The sequence below is a fragment of the Paracoccus sp. MBLB3053 genome, assembly GCF_031822435.1.
GTDB classification, from domain to species: domain Bacteria; phylum Pseudomonadota; class Alphaproteobacteria; order Rhodobacterales; family Rhodobacteraceae; genus Paracoccus; species Paracoccus aurantius.
Window position 1 is genome coordinate 1,041,913 of record NZ_JAVQLW010000001.1, and the last position, 17,681, is coordinate 1,059,593.

Consider the following 17,681-nt stretch of genomic DNA (forward strand, 5'->3'; position numbering starts at 1 on the left):
CCTCCACTCCGCGACGACAGGGTGGCATCGTGGCAGCGGTCAGGCAACCGGCCTATTCCCATTCCAGTTGCGAATAGGCTGTCGCGGCATTGCGGGCCGAGATTGCGTCGAAGTCGACCCAGCCTTCGGCATGAGACTTCATCATCACGACGATGGCGGGGATGGCCTGGGAAAGCGGCATTCCACCGGATACGGCCTTGCGTGTCGCGTCGCGCAGCGCGTCGAAATAGCCGGCTTCGGGCGCGACGGCTTCGTCCCAGGTTTTCGCGATCGGGCCGTGGCCCGGGATGATCATGCTGGGGGCAGGTTCGGGTGGCCCGGCGTTGATCCATTCCTGCCAACCCTTCAAAGAACCGTCGATGGAAGGCGTCAGGCCGCGAAACACCAGATCGCCCGTGAACAGTGCGCCCGATTCGCTGTCCCGCACCACAAGATCGTTGTCGGTATGCGCGGTCGGCTGCGGCGTGACCGTCAGTTCGGTTCCACCCAGCGCGATGATCGTTTCGCTGTCGATCGTCTGGTCCACCGGCGCGATATGCGTGCCCAGGAATGCCAGCGGGCCGATCTGGTCCGGGACCGAGATCATCCATGCGGCGGTTCGGCGCGCCACGGCCTCGGGCAGCGCGGAATGGGCCAGGATGGTCGCCCCTGCCTCGGCGAAGACCTCGGCACCCATGATGTGATCGGGATGCATATGGGTCAGGATCAGATGGCTGACCGGACGATCCGTCAGGCGGCGAATGGTGGCATAAAGCGCCTCGCCTTCTGCCCTGCTTCCGCCCGCGTCGATGACCGCGACCGTATCGCCGATGATAAAGGCAAGATTGGCGATACGCCCCTGATTTTCCCGCGTCATCTGGGCAATTTCGCCCTGCCGGAAATAGACGCCGTCGGCGATTTCCTGAACATCGAATGCCGGAAGGGATGCAGTTTCGACACAATTGGCCATGCTGCCCTTCAACTCGGGATGTCGGGCAAGCCAGTCGCGCGCGATGGGCTCTGCCCTGTTGTGGCAATCCTCTTTGGTGGGGGCATCGGCGGCGGGCAGAAGGCGTTGCGAGCAGATTTCGGGGTCATTGGCGAGACATGCAGCCAGAACCAGATGAAACAACCGCCGTCTCCTTCGTTTGCCCGGCGGATCAGGGTAACATGGCTGCTCTGCCAGCACCATCTAAGACCTTTGGCGGGTTGACTGAAACCGTCATGGGCATAGCATCAGAACGTCCGATGACACGGGCGAAACGAGGAGGAGGAACTCATGGCTTGGAAGAAACCCGCGCTGAAGGAAATCTCCTGCGGCATGGAAATCAACATGTATGCACCGGCCGAGGACGAGCCGGTTCTGTTCTGAACTGACGTCGACCTGAACCGGCCGGTCCCCGGAGCGGGGCCGGTCGTGCCATGAAACCGTGACCATGCGTATCGTGATTCTCGGCACCGGAGCCGGTGGCGGGTTGCCGCAATGGAATTGCGGTTGCCCGAACTGCGACGCTGCCCGCGAGGGGCGGATTCCCTCGATGAGCCAAAGCGGGATCGCGATTTCCGCAGATGGTGAAAACTGGGCGCTGGTGAATGCCTCACCAGACCTGCGAAATCAGCTTGCCGCAAGCCCGGTGCTGCGTCCCGGCGCGCTGCGCGGTTCGCCTATACTGTCGGTTCTCGTGACCAATGGCGATATCGACCATGTTGCCGGCTTGTTGACCCTGCGTGAAGGCCAGCCCTTCGATCTGTTCGCCACTCCGGCCATTCATGCCGTGCTGGCGGCAAACCCGATGTTGTCTGCGCTGAATCCGAAATTGGTCCAGCGCCGCGAGATTGCGCTGGATCGGCCATTCGAACTGGTGAAAGGCCTTACGGCCGAGTTGTTTTCCGTGCCCGGCAAGGTGCCGCTCTACCTTGAGGGCGACGTGGTCGAGACCGGACGCATGGGCGAGGAAACCGTGGGTGTCGAGCTGAGCGCGGCGGGTCGCAGGGTGCTTTACGTGCCCGGCTGCGCCTTTGTTCCCGACTGGCTCAGGACGCGGATTTCGGGCGCGGACGCGCTTCTGCTCGACGGAACGCTCTGGACGGATGACGAGATGATCCGCGCCGGTCTTGGGGTAAAGACGGGACGGCGCATGGGTCATGTGCCGGTGTCGGGCCCGGATGGCAGCATGAGCCTTCTTGCGGATGTGCAGGTGCAACGACGCATCTATGTGCATCTGAACAATTCAAATCCGCTGGTCGATCCCGCCAGCCCGGAGCGAGCCCATGCCGAAGCTGCAGGTTGGCAGGTCGGCCATGACGGAATGGAGATCATGCCATGAAGCTTGCCGATCACGGACCGCAATCCCGTGCTGAATTTCTTGAAAGACTCAAGCATATCGGGGCCGAGCGCTACCACGATCGCCATCCCTTTCATAAGCGGTTGCACGGGGGCGAGTGCAGCCCGGACGAGGTGCGTGCCTGGGTTGTGAACCGATGGTATTACCAGTCGCGCATTCCGATGAAGGATGCAGCCTTCATGTCGCGTGTCGAGGACCCGCAACTGCGCCGCGTCTGGAGGTCGCGCATCGAGGATCATGACGGCGGCACGGATGAGGGCGGCGGCATTCGACGCTGGCTGGCCCTGGCCGAGGCCGTGGGCCTTGATCCCGCCTATGTGGCAAGCGGCGCCGGGGTCATGCCGGCCACGCGTTTCGCCGTGGACGCCTATGTCCGTTTCGTGCGCGACATGCCGCTGCTGGACGCGGTTGCCGCCAGCCTGACCGAAATGTTCGCGCCCAAGATCCATGCCGAACGCATCGAGGGTCTGCTGAAACACTACGATTTCGCCGATGATTCCAGCCTTTCCTATTTTCGCAATCGGCTGAACGAGGCGTCGAAGGATGTCGAGTTCGGGCTGAACTATGTGCTCGATCGTGCCGATACTCTTGAAAAGCAGGACGCCGCGGCGGCCGCGCTGACGTTCAAGACCGATGTGCTTTGGGCGCAGCTTGACGCGCTTTGGCACGGCTATGTGGAAGGGGCGATTGCGCCGGGCGCGTGGCGTCCCGGCGAGGGGCTGGCGATCCGCAGCCCGGAATTGGCCGAGGTCCCATGACTGCACCCTCCCTCAGCAACTTTTGCATTCCATACCTGCCAAGGGGTGTTCGCCTGCACGACGACCAGGTTCGCGGCATCCGTGTTCTGCTGGCCCCCGAGCGCGCGATGCAGCTGGATGCGGTGGGGGACGCGATCCTTTCCGAGTTGGACGGCCATCGCAGCCTCGCCGAGGTGATCCGGAGCCTGTGCGACCGATACTCGGCCCCGATCGAGCAGATCGAAGGCGACGTCAAGGATTTCCTCTCGGGTCTGGTCGATCGACGGATGGTCTTCCTGGCGGGTTGCGATGACGAGGGGAGGGGGCGATGAACGGCCAATCCTTGCCCCGCGACATCCAGGGCAATCCGGTCAGGGTCGGCCTGCCCATCGCGATGCTCGCCGAACTGACGCATCGCTGCCCTTTGGCATGCCCCTATTGTTCGAACCCGGTCGAACTGGCCCGCGTCGCCGAAGAGCTGACGGCAGGGGAATGGACCGCGATCTTTCGCCAGGCAGCCGAACTTGGCGTTCTGCAAGTACATCTGTCGGGCGGAGAGCCAGCCTCGCGGCGCGATCTTTCAGAAATTGCACAGGGCGCGCGTGACGCAGGTCTGTATGTCAATCTGATCACCTCGGGCATCGGTCTGACCGAGGCGCGGCTGCGCGAACTGGACGGTCTGGTCGATCACGTCCAGCTTTCGTTGCAGGGGATCGACGCCGAGATGGCGGATTGGATCAGCGGCTACGGCGGCAGCTTCTCGCGCAAGATGCAGGTTGCGCACTGGATCGGCGAAATCGGTTTCCCCCTGACGCTGAATGCTGTCGTTCACCGCCAGAACCTTGATCGCCTGCCCGAGATGATCGCCCTGGCCGAACGTCTCGGCTGCCGCCGGATCGAGGTCGCGACGGTTCAGTTCCACGGCTGGGCCAACCTTAACCGCAGGCCCTTGATGCCAACGCCGGAGCAGGCGCAGCGTGCTCGTGAAGTGGTGAACGAGGCACGCGACAGGCTGCGCGGGCGGATGGTCATCGATTACGTTCCCGCCGATCACCATGCGACCTTTCCCAAGAGCTGCATGGGGGGGTGGGGCTCGACCGGCCTGAACGTCACGCCAGACGGCATCGTGCTGCCCTGCCACGCGGCCCAGACGATCTCCGGGCTGGAATTCGAGAATGTGCGGGACAACAGCCTTGACCGCATCTGGCGGGACGGTTCGGCCTTCAATGCCTTTCGCGGCACCGCATGGTTGCCCGAGCCCTGCGCTTCGTGTGAACGGCGCGAGATCGATTTCGGCGGGTGCCGATGCCAGGCGATGGCAATGGCCAATGATCCGGCGGCGACGGACCCTGTCTGTTCGCGCTCGCCCCTGAACGCCCGGCTTCGCGCCGAGGCCGAAGCCGAGGCGTCGAGCGACGACATCGCGCTGGTCTACCGCCGCATGTCGAAGGAGAAACGAACATGAAACTTCTGGTTCTTGCCTTCACGACGGCCCTGCTCGCGGCCGGTCCTCCTCTTGCTTCCGAGGTGGAAAACCCCTTGCAGCCCTCTCCGCTGTGGGACGATCTGCGTGCAAGCATTCTGGGCACCGACGAAGAGCCGCGGATCGACCCCTCGATCCTGCTCCTTGATGCGCCGCAGCGGGCGGACAACCCGGCGCTCGTGCCGGTGCATGTCACCCAACCCGATGGCGCGCCGGCGATTGCCGCGCTCACCCTGGTCATTGACGGAAACCCTGCGCCGGTCGCTGCCGAGTTCACTTTTGGTCAGGCGCTGATGCCCCTGGATTTCGAGGTGCGGGTGCGTGTCGACACCTATTCTGACCTTCGCGCGATCGCGACGCTCGAAGACGGCAGCAAGGTGATGGCGGGGCGCTATGTCAAGGCCTCGGGCGGATGCGCTGCGCCCGCCGGCAAGAGCATGGACGAGGTTCGGGCCACTATGGGCGAGATGCGCTTTCGCAAGGCCGATGAGGAAGGGCGCAGCATCGGAACGCTGATGATCCGCCATCCCAATTTCTCGGGCCTGCAACGCGACCAGCTGACCCTGCTGACCATCCCGGCCGAATTCATCCAGACGCTTGCTGTGCGGCAGGACGATGCCGAACTGTTCACCATGTCGGCGGGTATTTCGATTTCCGAGGACCCTGTGTTCCGCTTTGCCTACGAGCCCGGCAGCGGCCCGGTCATGGTTCACGCCGCGGATACCGACGGCCGGGTCTGGGATCAGTCTTTCTGAAGGCGGGCAGGCGTTCCCGAAAGGGTGACCGAACGGGCGCTGAGCGCCTCGGCCTCGGCCGGGTCGTGGGTGACGATGACGAGCCCCGCCCCGGTCCGATCCAGCAGATCGGCGGTCAACGCGATCATTCGGCTGGCGGTTTCGGCATCAAGCGAGGCGAATGGTTCGTCCATCAGCAGGATCTGGGGGTCCGATGCAAAGGCGCGCGCAAGCGACAGACGTCGCTGCTGGCCAAGCGAGAGTTGACGAGGGAATTTCGTCTCATGCCCGGCCAACCCGACGCGAGCCATCCATTCGCGCGCGACCCCCGGCGGGCAGCCTGTCGGGATGGTGACATTGGCCAGCGCATTTCGCCAGGGCAGCAGGACGGGTTCCTGAAAGACCGGGGCGAGTCGTTCGCTGCCGCTCCTGTTCCCTCGGAAATTGGTGTCGAGTCCGGCCAGGATTCGCAGCAGCGTCGACTTGCCGATGCCCGAGGGGCCAAGGATCGCCAGCCGTTCGCCCGGCGAGACCGACAGGACGAGGTCGCCAAGGACCGGCCTGGTTCCGAAGCTCTTGGATTGCAGATCAAGCTTCATCCCGTCTCCAGCGATTGGCGTGGCGTTCCCATGGCCGCAGGATGAAAAGGTCAATGGCCAGCATCACGGCCACGAAGGTCAGCGCCCAGGCCAACACTCCGGTGACATCGAAGCTGGAAAACAGCAGGTGGATCTTGAATCCGACCCCATTCGAGCGGCCAAGGAACTCGACCACCAGGACGATCTTCCAGATCAGGGAAATTCCCGCCCGTGCGGCCGCCGCGATCTGCGGGGCAAGCTGCGGCAGAACGACGTGGCGCAGGCGCGCGGCTGGCGACATGCGAAACGACCGGGCCATGTCGTCAAGATCGGGGCGCAGGGCGCGGGCGCCTTCGCGCACCATGACCGTGACCACCGGGATCTTGTTCAGCGCGACGGCCAGGATCGCCGCAGTCTCGTTGAGGCCGATCCAGATATAGCTCAGCACGATCAGCACAAGGGCCGGCACGTTCAGCAGGATGATCAGCCCAGGGTTCAGCCAGTTGTCGACGTTTCGGCTGCGCCCCATCGCAAGTCCAAGACCCAGCCCGGCCACCATCGCAAGAGCAAAGCTCGCGATGACCCGCATCAGGGTCATTCCTGCATTGAAGGCCAGCTCACCCGAAGCGGCCAGCTGACCGATCCGGGAAGCGACCACCCAGGGGGCGGGCAAGGTCTGCGGCCTGTCGGTCAGTTGCGAGGCGATCGTCCAGACCATCAGCAACGCCAGCACCGAAAGCAACCCGGTGGTCAGGCCCGAGCGCGGCATTCTGCTGTCAGCCAAGGATCGTTACTCCGGCGCCCAGAAAAGCCCGTCCGGCAGTTCTGAAACGCCACCTGTCAGCTCGTCGCCGCCCAGTTCGGACATGGTGGCGAACATCCTGGCTGCATTCTCGGCATTGACCGGTCCGGCCGGCGGAATGCCTGCTCTCCAGCCGGCCCTGAGCGCGTTGAACTCGGCTTCATCCGCCGCGTTCACATAGCTGCGGATTTCCTCCCAGGCGGCATCGTCACTGGCCAGCAGATCCTTGGCCGCCCGCGATGCATGAGCAAGCCCCGAGGCAAGCTCCGGATGATCGGCGATCCAGCTTTCACGCAGGACATATCCCAGCAGCGGCGTCGAAGGATCGAGCCCCAGATCCTTCGCGGCCGTCTCGACGGAAACCAGTTCGCGCATGCCGCGCGCCTGCATCTTGGCCTGGAAATGCCAGAAGTTGATCGCGGCATCGACCTCGCCGGTTTCGGCGGCATTCTGGATCATGGGCGGCGCGCCGAAGACTTGCTCGGTCACGTCCGCAAGGTCTTCTCCCAGCTCCTCTCGCGACCAGGCGCGCAGGATGAGCCAGCTTTTGTCGACGGGACCGCCGGCGATGCCGATCTTCTTGCCCTTCAGATCGGCAAGGCTCTGGATCTGGCTGTCCGCATTGACCATCAGCCCCCCTACCGAAGTCGAATAGGGCAGGAAGGTGAAATCGGTCCCGCGTGCGCGCTGCTGGGCGACCCAGAGCCAGTCCGAAACGATCGTGTCAACCTCTCCACCCTGCATGGCGACCTGGGTGGCGGGATTGCCTGCTAGGATCAGAGGCACGAGCCGGAAGCCGTTGGCCGTGTCGAGCCCCTGCTTGATGATGGTCTGGATTTCCCAGTTGACGGTGCCGTTCTCAAGCGTGCCGATGCGGATCACGGGCAGATCCGTAGCGGCCGAGCCACGACCAGCAAGCCCGGCAAGGATCACCGCCCCGCCGAGCAGGATCAGTCTTCGGGTCAGTCGCATCGTTCTTCGCCTCCATCTGCTGTGCCAAGCCTGCCACGCCGCCTGTGAAGCACCAATACGTCCGAAGTCTTAGGTGATTTTCCCCGGTTCCGCCATGAGGCTTGCTTCATTCCCCACGCAGACTAAGATGACCCCAGGTTACCGCCGGAGATGCGAGCCCGGCCCCATTCGTTTCTTTGGGAGGAGAACGATGGCCCTAGCCATGCAACAGATGCAGGATCGAAGTTCTGCGCCCCGGCTCCTTGCGGAGCGCGTGCGCGAGATCCTGATCATAGATGACCACCCCTTGATGTGCGACGCGCTGGCGCTGACGCTCAAGATCAGCTTCGGGCTGAAGAATGTCCGAACCGCGCGCAGTCTTGCCTCTGCGCAGGAACAGATCCGAAGTCAGGGCGTTCCCGATGCCGTCATTCTTGACCTGAACCTGCCCGATGCGCGTGGCACCGAAGGGCTGGTCGCCCTTCGTCGCCAGATGCCAGAGGTTCCCATAACGATGATCTCGGCCGATCTCGAGGATGCGATGATTTCGGCGGCGATGGCGGCCGGGGCGCAGGGTTATCTTTCGAAGTCCCTGGGCCGCGAGTCGCTTGTCGACAGCTTGCGGCGCATGTGGGAAGGCGAACACGTCACCCCGGAAGGCTATGAGCCGGGCCATGCGGGCGAAGAAGACGCTGCACGCGCTGCGCTGGCGCAGCGTTTCGCCAGCCTCACGCCACAGCAGATGAAGATCCTGCGCCTGATCTGCCAAGGCAAGGCGAACAAGGAAATCAGCTACGAACTTTCCATTGCCGAAGCCACGGTCAAGACGCATATCACCGCGATCATGTCCAAGATCAACGCGCGCCGCCGCACCCAGGCCGTGCTTCTGGCCAACAGCGTGAGGCTGTTCGAACCCGTATGAACTCCGCCATGCCCGAGCCTTGGCCGGGCGATAGGTCACCCGAAAGCCGAGAACCGGCCTCGATCGTTCCAGCTTCGCCTCTTGCGGTCACCTTCCCGGCGGCCCTGCAAGATCTTGAGGATCGTATCCATGCGGCGCTCGCGCCGGTCGATCCTTCGCTCGTTCTGATTTTCGGCGATCCGTCCGACGGGCTGTCGCATCTCGGTGCGGGATTGCATGCCCGGTTCGGGCCCGGCTGCAGGATTGTCGGATGCTCGTCGGCCGGAGAGATCGGGCCCCACGGCTATGCAAGCGACAGCGTGGTCGCACTGGGCTTTCCGGCGGCCAGTTTTCGCATTGGCATCTGTGTCCTTCGCAACCAGTCCCAGGTTCCGGTGTCGGGCTGGATGGCGTCCCTGCGCCGTCTTCACGCCGAGTTCAGGCCCGACCCGCGGCGCTCGATCTTCGGGGTGCTTCTGGCCGATGCGCTGGCCCGGCAGGAAGATGTTCTGGTGGCCACGCTGGATGCTGCGATACCGGGCCTGCCCATCGTCGGCGGCTCGACCGCCAAGGGCATGAATTTCCTGCCGACCTGCCAGATGGTCGATGGACGCGAGCAGCGGGATGCGGCGCTTTTCCTGCTGATGGAAACCGATCTTGCGGTGTCCGAGGTATCATTTGCGCATTTCCGGCCGACCGACCGCCGCGCCGTGGTGACGGCTGCCGATCCGCATAACCGCATTATCTGGGAATTGAATGCCGAGCCCGCAGCCGAAGAATATGCGCGACTGGCCGGAATTCCCTGTGACTCGCTCACGGCGACGGAATTCGCCCGCCATCCGCTTCTGTTGCGCACGGGCAGACGCCATCATGTCCGCGCCATTCGCGCACTGACACCCGGAGCCGGGTTGCAGCTGCTTTCCGGCATCGAAGAAGGCAACATCCTGACGTTGGGCCGCGCGGTGGACATGACGCAAGGCTTTGCTGACGCGATGGATGGATTGCCGCGTCCTCCGCTGATGGTGCTTGGATTCGACTGCATCCTGCGCCGCCTCGCGCTCGAACGTGCGGGCATGGCCGGGCAGATGTCGCAGCTTTTTGCGCGCTACCGCGTGGCCGGGTTCAACACCTATGGCGAACAGCATAGCGGCATGCATGTGAACCAGACATTCGTGGGCGTGGCGCTGATGTCGCCGGAAGGGGGCTGAGCCATGTTCCTTCGCGACGAGGACAGCGAAACCAGGCGGGTCGAGAAACTATCACGCATTTCGGATGTCCTGGTCGATCGCATTGATCGGCTCGAGGAAAGCCGTGGCTCGGCCTGGTCGATGTTCCAGGCTGCCGTCGCGCTGGAGCGGGAGGTTCAGGTGCGGACACGCGAACTGGAACAGGCGATGGCGGATCTGTCGGAACGCAATCGCGAACTGGCCGTCGCCCGCGCTCTTGCCGAAGAGGCGAACCGCTCGAAGACACGTTTCCTGCGCGCGGCGAGCCATGATCTCTTGCAGCCGCTTTCGGCCGCAAAGCTGTTTCTTTCGGCGTTGCAGGACACGCAGATGGACGATTTGCAGGCCGAATTGGCCCAACGCCTATCGGGGGCCTTCGAGTCGGTCGAGGAACTGATGCATGCCGTCTTGGACATCTCGCGCCTCGACAGCCAGCGGATCGAGTTTCAGCGCAAGCCGGTCGATCTGGGCGAGCTGTTTCGCCGGCTGGCCGCCGAATATACCCCGATGGCCGAGGCCAAGGGGCTTGCACTGCGATTTGCGCCAACTTCGGCGGTGGTCGAAAGCGATCCGACATTCCTGCGCCGCATCGCACAGAATCTCGTATCCAACGCCATCAAGTATACCGATGCTGGCGGAGTGCTTGTCGGCGTCCGCAAGCGGGGAGGGCGGGCCTGGCTTGAAATCATGGATACCGGGATCGGGATCGCCGCACCTGACAGGGCCCGGATCTTCGACGAATTCCACCGCATCAGCCGGGAAGGTGGCGCACCGGGGATGGGGCTGGGGCTTTCGATCGTGCGCCGGGCCTGCGCCAAGCTGGGGCATCCCATCGCGATGGACAGCGAACCGGGGCGGGGAACGGTCTTTCGGGTCAGCCTGCCGCTGGTCGGCTCCGAAAGCCAGTCGCATGGCGCGGTGGCTGCGCCGGACGGCCCCTCCCTGCGAGGCCGCGTCGCGCTGGTGGTCGAGAACGATCATGCGATGCGCCGCGCGTATCAGTTGATCCTGCGGGACAGGCTGGGGATGGTCGCGCGGGTCAGCGGCGGTACATCCGAGGCGCTGGCAATGATGGGGGACGAACCGCCCGATGTCGTGATTGCAGATTACAATCTGGACCACACCGATACCGGGCTCGATGCCATCCGTGCCCTGCGCAGCGCGGCAGGCCAGGCGATACCGGCGATCATCGTCTCGGCGCGGCGCGATCCCGAGATGGTCCGGGCAAGTGTCGCGATGGGCGTTCCGGTGCTGGAGAAACCGGTCCGGCCCGAGGATCTGCAGGTCGTCCTGCAGCGGATGCTTGCCTAAGACCAAAGCCGCAGAGCGGGGCGCCCGGACTTCCGCCAGTAAGGTCACCGAGGCAGTTTCGGCTAAGGGGAGGAAAGGACGAAAATGCGACTCTTGTGTTCATTGGCCCTGCTGGGTCTGCTTGCCGCTTCAGCGGCTCGGGCCGGCGAGGCGGGGGATCTCGTCTTTGCGGATCGGGGACCCTGGAACATGCCCGACGGCCCGCTTGTCTGGGTGCTGGATCAGAAGGGACCCGCGGTCGAGGGGTTTCAGCCCCTGGGACAGGGCAGGATCACGCTCGACCGGATCATCGATGCCTCGGACGGAAAGCCCGCGCTGCAACTGGCCGAAGACACCGCCCGCACCAAGCGCAGGATCGGGCCGTTTCCGATTTCGGGTGGCGACCCGGCGCTGACCTTCTTCCTCGAGACGACGGCGCGCGACATGGCGGCACTGACCGGAGGCAGTCCCTTCTACATTCGCAACCGCCTGAAGGACGCGCTTTTCCGTGGCGGGAAAGTGGTCGAGGATGACGGACAGAGGGTCGCGATCTTCGCCCCCTTCACCGAGGACAAGAACAAGGCGCGCATGTTCGGGTTCGAAACGCTCGAGCTGCGCTTCACTCTCGGCGATCCGAAGCTGCCGATCCGGCGCATGGCGGCAAAGACAGGGCCGCTTGCAGGCGACAGGCCCGCCTATGTCAGCGAGATGGTGCTGCAATGACCCGAACGGCGCTTTTATGTGCGGCATTCGTATCATGGGCCGGCTCGGTCGATGCGCAGGCCGTCAATGACTACCCGACGAATGCACGGGCGGATTATGTCTTCGTCTGCATGGCGACGAACGGTCAAACACGCGACATGCTCGACAAATGTTCCTGTGCCATCGACCAGATCGCGTCTATCCTTTCCTATGACGACTATGTCCGGGCCGAAACCGTCTTGCGGATGCGCCAGACCTCGGGCGAGCGCGCCGGCGTGTTCCGGCAGGGCCTGCAGGTCAATGACATGGTTGCGACATACCGGCGAGCGGAGGCAGAGGCCGAGATACTCTGCTTCTGAACTGGACAATCGCGTTGCTCCGCGTTTCCTTGGCGGCAACCTAATCAGGAGGGAAACGCATGGATCTGGGGATCAAGGGCAAGCGCGGACTGGTCTGCGCCGCGTCGAAAGGGCTGGGCCGCGGTTGCGCCGAGGCGCTGGCCGAGGCCGGCGTCGATCTGGTCATCAACGCTCGTGGCGCCGAGGCGCTGGAAAAGACCGCCAGCGAGATTGCCGCGAAATACGGTGTGAATGTGACGCCGGTGGCTGCCGATATCACCACCGATGAAGGCCGCGCCGCCGTGCTTGAGGCGCTGGGCGGTCAGGCTGACATTCTGGTGAACAATGCCGGCGGCCCTCCGCCCGGGAAGTGGACCGATTGGAACCGCGACGATTTCATCAAGGCGTTGGATGCCAACATGCTGAGCGCGGTCGCGCTCATGCAGGCGCTGGTTCCGGGCATGATGGAACGTGGCTGGGGCCGCGTCGTGAACATCACCTCGCAATCGGTCAGGACGCCGATCGCGATCCTAGGCCTGTCGAACGCCGCCCGCTCGGGCCTGACGGGCTTTGTCGCGGGCATGTCGCGGCAGGTCGCGCCCAAGGGCGTCGTGGTGAACAACCTGCTGCCGGGCATCCATGCCACCGACCGCGCCGAGAGCCTTGATGGCGGCGTCGCCAAGGCCGAGGGGATCAGCATCGAAGAAGCCCGCCACCGCCGCGAACAGACCATTCCGACCCACAGCTACGGCACGGCCGAGGATTTCGGGGCGACATGCGCCTTCCTTTGCAGCCAACATGCGCGATTCATCGTGGGGCAGAACATTCTGCTGGATGGCGGCGCGTCCAACATCTCGATCTGAGGGGGCGGGCGGCAGGTAGGCTCTTGCCAGAATCCTGCCGCCCGGCTACGACGAAAGTCGGAAATCGGGAGACACTGGCGGATGCCAGGGCCGAAGGAGCAACCGCCCCGGTAAACTCTCAGGCAAAACGAACCGTTTTCCACAGAAGACTCTGGAGAGAGGCGGCCGTCAGGCCGCACGCCGAAGGGATAACGATCTCAGGCGCCCCCACGGGGTAGGGACAGAGGGGGCATCGAAACGGACGGGATAGGCCTGTCCGCCAGATGAGGGATGCCCATGGCCGAATTGCGGCGCACGAAGCTTTACGATCTGCACATCGCCCAAGGGGCGAAGATGGTGCCCTTTGCCGGCTGGGAAATGCCGGTCCAATATCCGATGGGCGTGATGGGTGAGCACTTGCACACCCGCACCAAGGCCGGTCTGTTCGATGTCAGTCACATGGGCCAGGTGATCCTGCGCGGCGAGAATGTCGCCAAGGCGCTGGAAACGCTTGTGCCCGCGGATGTCGTCGGGCTGGGGCAGGGCCGTCAGCGCTATGGCCTTTTCACCAACGCGGCGGGCGGCATCCTTGACGACCTGATGATCGCAAACAAGGGCGACCACCTGTTCCTTGTGGTGAACGCCGCCTGCGTCGATCAGGACATCGCGCATCTGCGCCAGCTGGAAGCGCAGGGGATCTCGGTCGAGCCGGTCGCTGGTCGCGCGCTGGTCGCGCTGCAAGGCCCCGAGGCCGAAACCGTGCTCTCGGCCCTGGTGCCCGGCGTCGAGGCGATGAAATTCATGGATGTGGCGGAATTCGACTGGCAGGGCACGACGCTCTGGATCAGCCGCTCGGGCTATACCGGCGAAGACGGGTTCGAAATCTCGATCCCCGAGGGCGTTACCGAGGAGTTCGCCACCGCGCTTCTTGCGCAGGATGAGGTAGCCCCGATCGGTCTTGGCGCCCGCGACAGCCTGCGGCTGGAAGCCGGGATGCCGCTTTACGGCCATGACATGGACACGGAAACCAGCCCCGCCGCCGCGGCCCTTGGTTGGTCGATCCCCAAGGTTCGCCGCCTGGGCGGCGCGCGTGAGGGCGGTTTCCCCGGCGCCGATGCGATCCTTTCCGAACTGGCCGCCGGTGCCGCGAAAACCCGTCGCGGGCTGCGCCCCGAGGGCCGCGCCCCGATCCGCGAGGGCGTCGAGATCTTCGCAGGAACCGAGGGCGGCGAGGCCGTCGGCAAGGTCTGCTCGGGTGGCTTCGGCCCCTCGGTCGGCGGGCCCATCGCCATGGCGATCCTGCCTTTGGAACTGGCGGAGGGCGCGACCGTTTACGCAGAGCTTCGCGGCAAGCGTCTGCCCGTCCTGCTGACCCCCATTCCCTTCCACAAACCGAGCTACAAGCGCTGAGAGGCCAGGCATGCTGAAATACACCGAAGACCACGAGTGGCTGAAACAGGATGGCGACGAGATCATCGTCGGCATCACCGCCTATGCGACCGAGCAACTGGGCGACGTCGTCTTCATCGAACTGCCGGAAGTCGGCCGCGAGGTCGATGCCGGCGAAGAAATCGTCGTGATCGAATCGGTCAAGGCCGCCTCGGACATCGTGGCCCCGGTCGCCGGCACCATCACCGCCGTGAACGAGGCGCTGCCCGACACGCCCGGCGCGGTGAACGAGGATGCCCTGGGCACCTGGTTCTTCCGCATCAAGCCCGCATCCATGGACCTCGACGGCTTCATGGACGAGGCCGCCTATAACGAGATGATCGGCTGAGCCGGTTGCGCCGGGCCGACCGGCCCGGCCACGCGGGGGCAACCTGCCCCCGTTTCCCAAAGCACAATCTTTCACGAGTGACGCCGCGCGTGCGGCATCAAGCGATCTGACTGGAAGGCGCACATGGCCCCCTGGACCCCGACCACCTATAACCCCGACGATTTCGCCAACCGGCGTCATATCGGCCCGTCTCCGGCCGAGATGGAGGCCATGCTGAAGGTCGTTGGCGCAAACACGCTCGAAACCCTGATCGAACAGACCGTGCCCGCCAGCATCCGCCAGGAAAAGCCGCTGGATTGGCCGGCTTTGTCCGAGGCCGCTCTGCTGCAGCGCATGCGAGAGGTGGCCGAACGCAACCGCGTCATGACCAGCCTGATCGGGCAGGGCTATTACGGCACCGTCACCCCCCCGGCCATCCAGCGCAATATCCTTGAAAACCCGGCATGGTACACGGCCTACACCCCTTACCAGCCCGAGATCGCGCAGGGCCGGCTCGAGGCGTTGCTGAATTACCAGACCATGGTTTCGGACCTCACGGGCCTGCCGGTTGCCAACGCCTCGCTTCTGGACGAGGCGACCGCCGCCGCCGAGGCAATGGCCATGGCGCAACGCGTCGCCAGGTCGAAGTCGAAAGTTTTCTTCGTCAGCGAGAACCTGCATCCGCAGACCATCTCGGTGATCGAGACCCGCGCCGAACCACTGGGCATCGAGATTGTCCGCGGTGCGCCCGAGGAACTGGACCCGACAACCGTCTTCGGCGCGATCTTCCAGTATCCCGGCACTTTCGGCCATATTCGCGACCTGACCGAGGAATGCGCGGCGCTGCATGCCGCTGGTGCCGTTGCCATCGTCGCGACCGATCTGCTGGCCCTTTGCGTCCTGAAAGAGCCGGGCGCGATGGGCGCTGACATCGCCGTGGGCTCGGCCCAGCGTTTCGGCGTGCCGATGGGCTATGGCGGTCCGCATGCAGGCTTCATGTCCTGCCGCGACGAAATGAAGCGCGCCATGCCGGGCCGCATTGTCGGCGTCTCGATCGACGCCAAGGGCAACAAGGCCTATCGCCTGTCGCTGCAGACCCGCGAGCAGCATATCCGCCGCGAGAAAGCGACCTCGAACGTCTGCACCGCCCAGGCGCTGCTGGCGGTCATGGCCAGCTTCTATGCCGTCTTCCACGGCCCGGTCGGGCTGAAGGCGATCGCGCAGCGCGTCCATCTGAACGCGGTGACGCTTGCCAATGCGCTGCGCGCCGCCGGGGCCGAGGTCGAGCCCGAGGCCTTCTTCGACACCGTCACCGTGCGCGTCGGCGTCGGCCAGCAGGGCATCATGGCCGCCGCCCGCCATCGAGGTATCAACCTGCGCAAGGTCGGTCGTGACCGGGTCGGCATCTCGGTCGACGAGACCACGGATGCGGGCGTCATCGCGCGGGTTCTGGACGCTTTCGGCGTCACCGATGCTGCCGAGGCCGCGAGCGCTCCGGCGATCCCGGAAGCCTTGATCCGCGAAAGCGACTACCTGACCCATCCCGTGTTCCACATGAACCGGGCCGAGTCGGAAATGATGCGCTACATGCGCCGCCTGTCGGATCGCGACCTGGCGCTGGACCGTGCGATGATCCCGCTGGGGTCCTGCACGATGAAGCTGAACGCCGCCGCCGAGATGATGCCGATCACCTGGCCGGAATTCGGCGCGCTGCACCCGTTTGCCCCCGAGGACCAGGCCGCCGGCTATCACGAGGTCTTTGCCGACCTGACCGCGAAGCTTTGCGAGATCACCGGCTATGAGGCCTTCTCTCTGCAGCCGAACTCGGGTGCGCAGGGCGAATATGCAGGCCTGCTGACCATCGCGGCCTATCACCGCTCGCGCGGCGAGGATCGTGACATCTGCCTGATCCCGGTCTCGGCCCATGGCACGAACCCGGCCTCGGCGCAGATGTGCGGCATGAAGGTCGTCGTCGTGAAATCGGCGCCGAACGGTGATATCGACCTCGAGGATTTCGCCGACAAGGCGGCCAAGGCGGGCGACAAGCTGGCGGCGGTGATGATCACCTATCCCTCGACCCATGGCGTCTTCGAGGACACCGTGCGCGAGGTCTGCCAGATCACCCATGACCATGGCGGCCAGGTCTATATCGACGGCGCGAACATGAACGCGCTGGTCGGACTGGTCAAACCGGGCGAGATCGGCGGCGACGTGAGCCACCTGAACCTGCACAAGACCTTTGCGATTCCGCATGGCGGCGGCGGTCCCGGCATGGGCCCGATCGGCGTGAAGTCGCATCTCGCGCCCTTCCTGCCCTCGGACCCGCGCACCGGCGATCTGGGGGCGGTCTCGGCGGCGCCCTGGGGTTCGGCCTCGATCCTGCTGATCTCCTGGGCCTATTGCCTGATGATGGGCGGCGAGGGGCTGACGCAGGCGACGCGCGTCGCGATCCTGAACGCGAATTACATCGCGAGCCGCCTCGCCGGGGCCTTCCCGGTGCTGTTCATGGGCAATCGCGGCCGCGTGGCGCATGAATGCATTCTCGACATGCGGCCGTTCCAGGCCCATGGCGTGACCGTGGATGACATCGCCAAGCGCCTGATCGACAACGGCTTCCACGCACCGACCATGAGCTGGCCGGTCGCTGGCACGCTGATGGTCGAGCCGACTGAGTCGGAAACCAAGGCCGAGATCGACCGCCTGATCACCGCCTTCCTCGCGATCCGCGCCGAGATCACCGAGATCGCCGAAGGCCGCATCAGCGCCGAGGCCAGCCCGCTGCGCCATGCGCCCCATACGGTCGAGGACCTGGTGGCCGACTGGGACCGCGAATATTCGCGCGAGCAGGGCTGCTTCCCGCCGGGCGCGTTCCGCGTCGACAAGTACTGGCCGCCGGTCGGCCGCGTCGACAACGCCTATGGCGACCGCAACCTGGTCTGCACCTGCCCGCCGGTCGAGGATTATGCCGAAGCCGCTGAATAAGCGCGCCCATTGAAATCGGGCATCGCGGGATCATC

At 64.6% G+C, this 17,681-nt stretch carries 19 protein-coding genes and 1 riboswitch; of the genes, 15 read left to right on the forward strand and 4 right to left on the reverse strand.

The window, feature by feature from the left end; genetic code table 11:
* Positions 1–52: 52 nt before the first annotated feature.
* Complete coding sequence (locus RGQ15_RS05225; RefSeq protein ID WP_311159168.1) at positions 53–1,111, reverse strand: quinoprotein relay system zinc metallohydrolase 2; 1,059 nt, start codon at positions 1,109–1,111, stop codon at positions 53–55.
* Between the two features lie 147 nt (positions 1,112–1,258).
* Between RGQ15_RS05225 and pqqA the strand changes: the two genes are divergently transcribed.
* The 6 genes from pqqA (at position 1,259) to RGQ15_RS05255 (ending at position 5,299) form a co-directional block, all read left to right on the forward strand.
* Positions 1,259–1,351, forward strand: coding sequence for a pyrroloquinoline quinone precursor peptide PqqA (pqqA, locus tag RGQ15_RS05230; protein WP_311159169.1), 93 nt, complete (start codon positions 1,259–1,261; stop codon positions 1,349–1,351).
* 64 nt (positions 1,352–1,415) lie between these two features.
* Positions 1,416–2,306, forward strand: a complete 891-nt coding sequence (gene pqqB / locus RGQ15_RS05235; RefSeq protein ID WP_311159170.1) for a pyrroloquinoline quinone biosynthesis protein PqqB — start codon at positions 1,416–1,418, stop codon at positions 2,304–2,306.
* Complete coding sequence (gene pqqC, locus RGQ15_RS05240) at positions 2,303–3,082, forward strand: pyrroloquinoline-quinone synthase PqqC (RefSeq protein ID WP_311159171.1); 780 nt, start codon at positions 2,303–2,305, stop codon at positions 3,080–3,082. The genes pqqB and pqqC overlap by 4 nt, the downstream gene beginning before the upstream one ends.
* Entirely contained in the window at positions 3,079–3,393 is a 315-nt protein-coding gene (pqqD, locus tag RGQ15_RS05245) for a pyrroloquinoline quinone biosynthesis peptide chaperone PqqD (RefSeq protein WP_311159172.1), read from the forward strand. The genes pqqC and pqqD overlap by 4 nt, the downstream gene beginning before the upstream one ends.
* Entirely contained in the window at positions 3,390–4,526 is a 1,137-nt protein-coding gene (gene pqqE / locus RGQ15_RS05250) for a pyrroloquinoline quinone biosynthesis protein PqqE (RefSeq protein WP_311159173.1), read from the forward strand. Before pqqD ends, pqqE begins: the two co-directional genes overlap by 4 nt.
* Positions 4,523–5,299 carry a quinoprotein dehydrogenase-associated SoxYZ-like carrier gene (locus RGQ15_RS05255; RefSeq protein ID WP_311159174.1) on the forward strand — a complete coding sequence of 259 codons (777 nt, stop codon included), beginning with the start codon at positions 4,523–4,525 and terminating at the stop codon, positions 5,297–5,299. Before pqqE ends, RGQ15_RS05255 begins: the two co-directional genes overlap by 4 nt.
* Here RGQ15_RS05255 and RGQ15_RS05260 read toward each other — a convergent pair.
* From RGQ15_RS05260 to RGQ15_RS05270, 3 genes are read right to left on the reverse strand one after another with little or no spacing between them, the layout of a single operon-like run.
* Complete coding sequence (locus RGQ15_RS05260; RefSeq protein WP_311159175.1) at positions 5,287–5,877, reverse strand: ABC transporter ATP-binding protein; 591 nt, start codon at positions 5,875–5,877, stop codon at positions 5,287–5,289. The genes RGQ15_RS05255 and RGQ15_RS05260 overlap by 13 nt on opposite strands.
* Positions 5,867–6,625, reverse strand: coding sequence for an ABC transporter permease (locus tag RGQ15_RS05265; RefSeq protein ID WP_311161035.1), 759 nt, complete (start codon positions 6,623–6,625; stop codon positions 5,867–5,869). Before RGQ15_RS05265 ends, RGQ15_RS05260 begins: the two co-directional genes overlap by 11 nt.
* Positions 6,626–6,646: 21 nt before the next feature.
* On the reverse strand, positions 6,647–7,630 hold the full coding sequence (locus tag RGQ15_RS05270; RefSeq protein WP_311159176.1) for an ABC transporter substrate-binding protein: 984 nt from the start codon (positions 7,628–7,630) through the stop codon (positions 6,647–6,649).
* 190 nt (positions 7,631–7,820) lie between these two features.
* On the opposite strand from RGQ15_RS05270, the gene RGQ15_RS05275 reads away from it, so the two are divergent.
* The 9 genes from RGQ15_RS05275 (at position 7,821) to gcvP (ending at position 17,646) form a co-directional block, all read left to right on the forward strand.
* The gene (locus RGQ15_RS05275; protein WP_311159177.1) at positions 7,821–8,531 is read left to right on the forward strand and encodes a response regulator transcription factor; all 711 of its coding nucleotides are present in this window, start codon (positions 7,821–7,823) and stop codon (positions 8,529–8,531) included.
* A gap of 8 nt (positions 8,532–8,539) precedes the next feature.
* Entirely contained in the window at positions 8,540–9,718 is a 1,179-nt protein-coding gene (locus RGQ15_RS05280; protein ID WP_311159178.1) for an FIST N-terminal domain-containing protein, read from the forward strand.
* A gap of 3 nt (positions 9,719–9,721) precedes the next feature.
* A complete protein-coding gene (locus tag RGQ15_RS05285) occupies positions 9,722–11,047 on the forward strand; it encodes an ATP-binding response regulator (protein WP_311159179.1) in 1,326 nt (441 codons plus the stop codon).
* A gap of 84 nt (positions 11,048–11,131) precedes the next feature.
* Positions 11,132–11,749: a hypothetical protein gene (locus tag RGQ15_RS05290; RefSeq protein WP_311159180.1), complete on the forward strand. Its 618-nt coding sequence runs from the start codon at positions 11,132–11,134 to the stop codon at positions 11,747–11,749.
* Entirely contained in the window at positions 11,746–12,087 is a 342-nt protein-coding gene (locus RGQ15_RS05295; RefSeq protein ID WP_311159181.1) for a hypothetical protein, read from the forward strand. Before RGQ15_RS05290 ends, RGQ15_RS05295 begins: the two co-directional genes overlap by 4 nt.
* A 59-nt stretch (positions 12,088–12,146) precedes the next feature.
* Complete coding sequence (locus tag RGQ15_RS05300) at positions 12,147–12,929, forward strand: SDR family oxidoreductase (RefSeq protein WP_311159182.1); 783 nt, start codon at positions 12,147–12,149, stop codon at positions 12,927–12,929.
* A 55-nt stretch (positions 12,930–12,984) separates the two neighbouring features.
* Positions 12,985–13,074: riboswitch (glycine riboswitch) on the forward strand.
* Positions 13,075–13,205: 131 nt separating this feature from the next.
* The gene (gene gcvT, locus RGQ15_RS05305) at positions 13,206–14,318 is read left to right on the forward strand and encodes a glycine cleavage system aminomethyltransferase GcvT (RefSeq protein WP_311159183.1); all 1,113 of its coding nucleotides are present in this window, start codon (positions 13,206–13,208) and stop codon (positions 14,316–14,318) included.
* A gap of 10 nt (positions 14,319–14,328) precedes the next feature.
* Positions 14,329–14,685: a glycine cleavage system protein GcvH gene (gene gcvH, locus RGQ15_RS05310; protein WP_311159184.1), complete on the forward strand. Its 357-nt coding sequence runs from the start codon at positions 14,329–14,331 to the stop codon at positions 14,683–14,685.
* 123 nt (positions 14,686–14,808) lie between these two features.
* Entirely contained in the window at positions 14,809–17,646 is a 2,838-nt protein-coding gene (gene gcvP, locus RGQ15_RS05315) for an aminomethyl-transferring glycine dehydrogenase (protein ID WP_311159185.1), read from the forward strand.
* Positions 17,647–17,681: the final 35 nt, after the last annotated feature.

Coding starts and splice junctions, on each gene's coding strand:
- pqqE (WP_311159173.1), top strand. CDS start 3,390: ATGAACGGCCAATCCTTGCCCCGCGACATCCAGGGCAATCCGGTCAGG.
- gcvT (WP_311159183.1), top strand. CDS start 13,206: ATGGCCGAATTGCGGCGCACGAAGCTTTACGATCTGCACATCGCCCAA.
- RGQ15_RS05285 (WP_311159179.1), top strand. CDS start 9,722: ATGTTCCTTCGCGACGAGGACAGCGAAACCAGGCGGGTCGAGAAACTA.
- RGQ15_RS05260 (WP_311159175.1), bottom strand. CDS start 5,877: ATGAAGCTTGATCTGCAATCCAAGAGCTTCGGAACCAGGCCGGTCCTT.
- RGQ15_RS05280 (WP_311159178.1), top strand. CDS start 8,540: ATGCCCGAGCCTTGGCCGGGCGATAGGTCACCCGAAAGCCGAGAACCG.
- RGQ15_RS05295 (WP_311159181.1), top strand. CDS start 11,746: ATGACCCGAACGGCGCTTTTATGTGCGGCATTCGTATCATGGGCCGGC.
- RGQ15_RS05290 (WP_311159180.1), top strand. CDS start 11,132: ATGCGACTCTTGTGTTCATTGGCCCTGCTGGGTCTGCTTGCCGCTTCA.
- pqqA (WP_311159169.1), top strand. CDS start 1,259: ATGGCTTGGAAGAAACCCGCGCTGAAGGAAATCTCCTGCGGCATGGAA.
- RGQ15_RS05270 (WP_311159176.1), bottom strand. CDS start 7,630: ATGCGACTGACCCGAAGACTGATCCTGCTCGGCGGGGCGGTGATCCTT.
- RGQ15_RS05275 (WP_311159177.1), top strand. CDS start 7,821: ATGGCCCTAGCCATGCAACAGATGCAGGATCGAAGTTCTGCGCCCCGG.
- RGQ15_RS05300 (WP_311159182.1), top strand. CDS start 12,147: ATGGATCTGGGGATCAAGGGCAAGCGCGGACTGGTCTGCGCCGCGTCG.
- pqqB (WP_311159170.1), top strand. CDS start 1,416: ATGCGTATCGTGATTCTCGGCACCGGAGCCGGTGGCGGGTTGCCGCAA.
- pqqD (WP_311159172.1), top strand. CDS start 3,079: ATGACTGCACCCTCCCTCAGCAACTTTTGCATTCCATACCTGCCAAGG.
- gcvH (WP_311159184.1), top strand. CDS start 14,329: ATGCTGAAATACACCGAAGACCACGAGTGGCTGAAACAGGATGGCGAC.
- pqqC (WP_311159171.1), top strand. CDS start 2,303: ATGAAGCTTGCCGATCACGGACCGCAATCCCGTGCTGAATTTCTTGAA.
- gcvP (WP_311159185.1), top strand. CDS start 14,809: ATGGCCCCCTGGACCCCGACCACCTATAACCCCGACGATTTCGCCAAC.
- RGQ15_RS05255 (WP_311159174.1), top strand. CDS start 4,523: ATGAAACTTCTGGTTCTTGCCTTCACGACGGCCCTGCTCGCGGCCGGT.
- RGQ15_RS05265 (WP_311161035.1), bottom strand. CDS start 6,625: ATGCCGCGCTCGGGCCTGACCACCGGGTTGCTTTCGGTGCTGGCGTTG.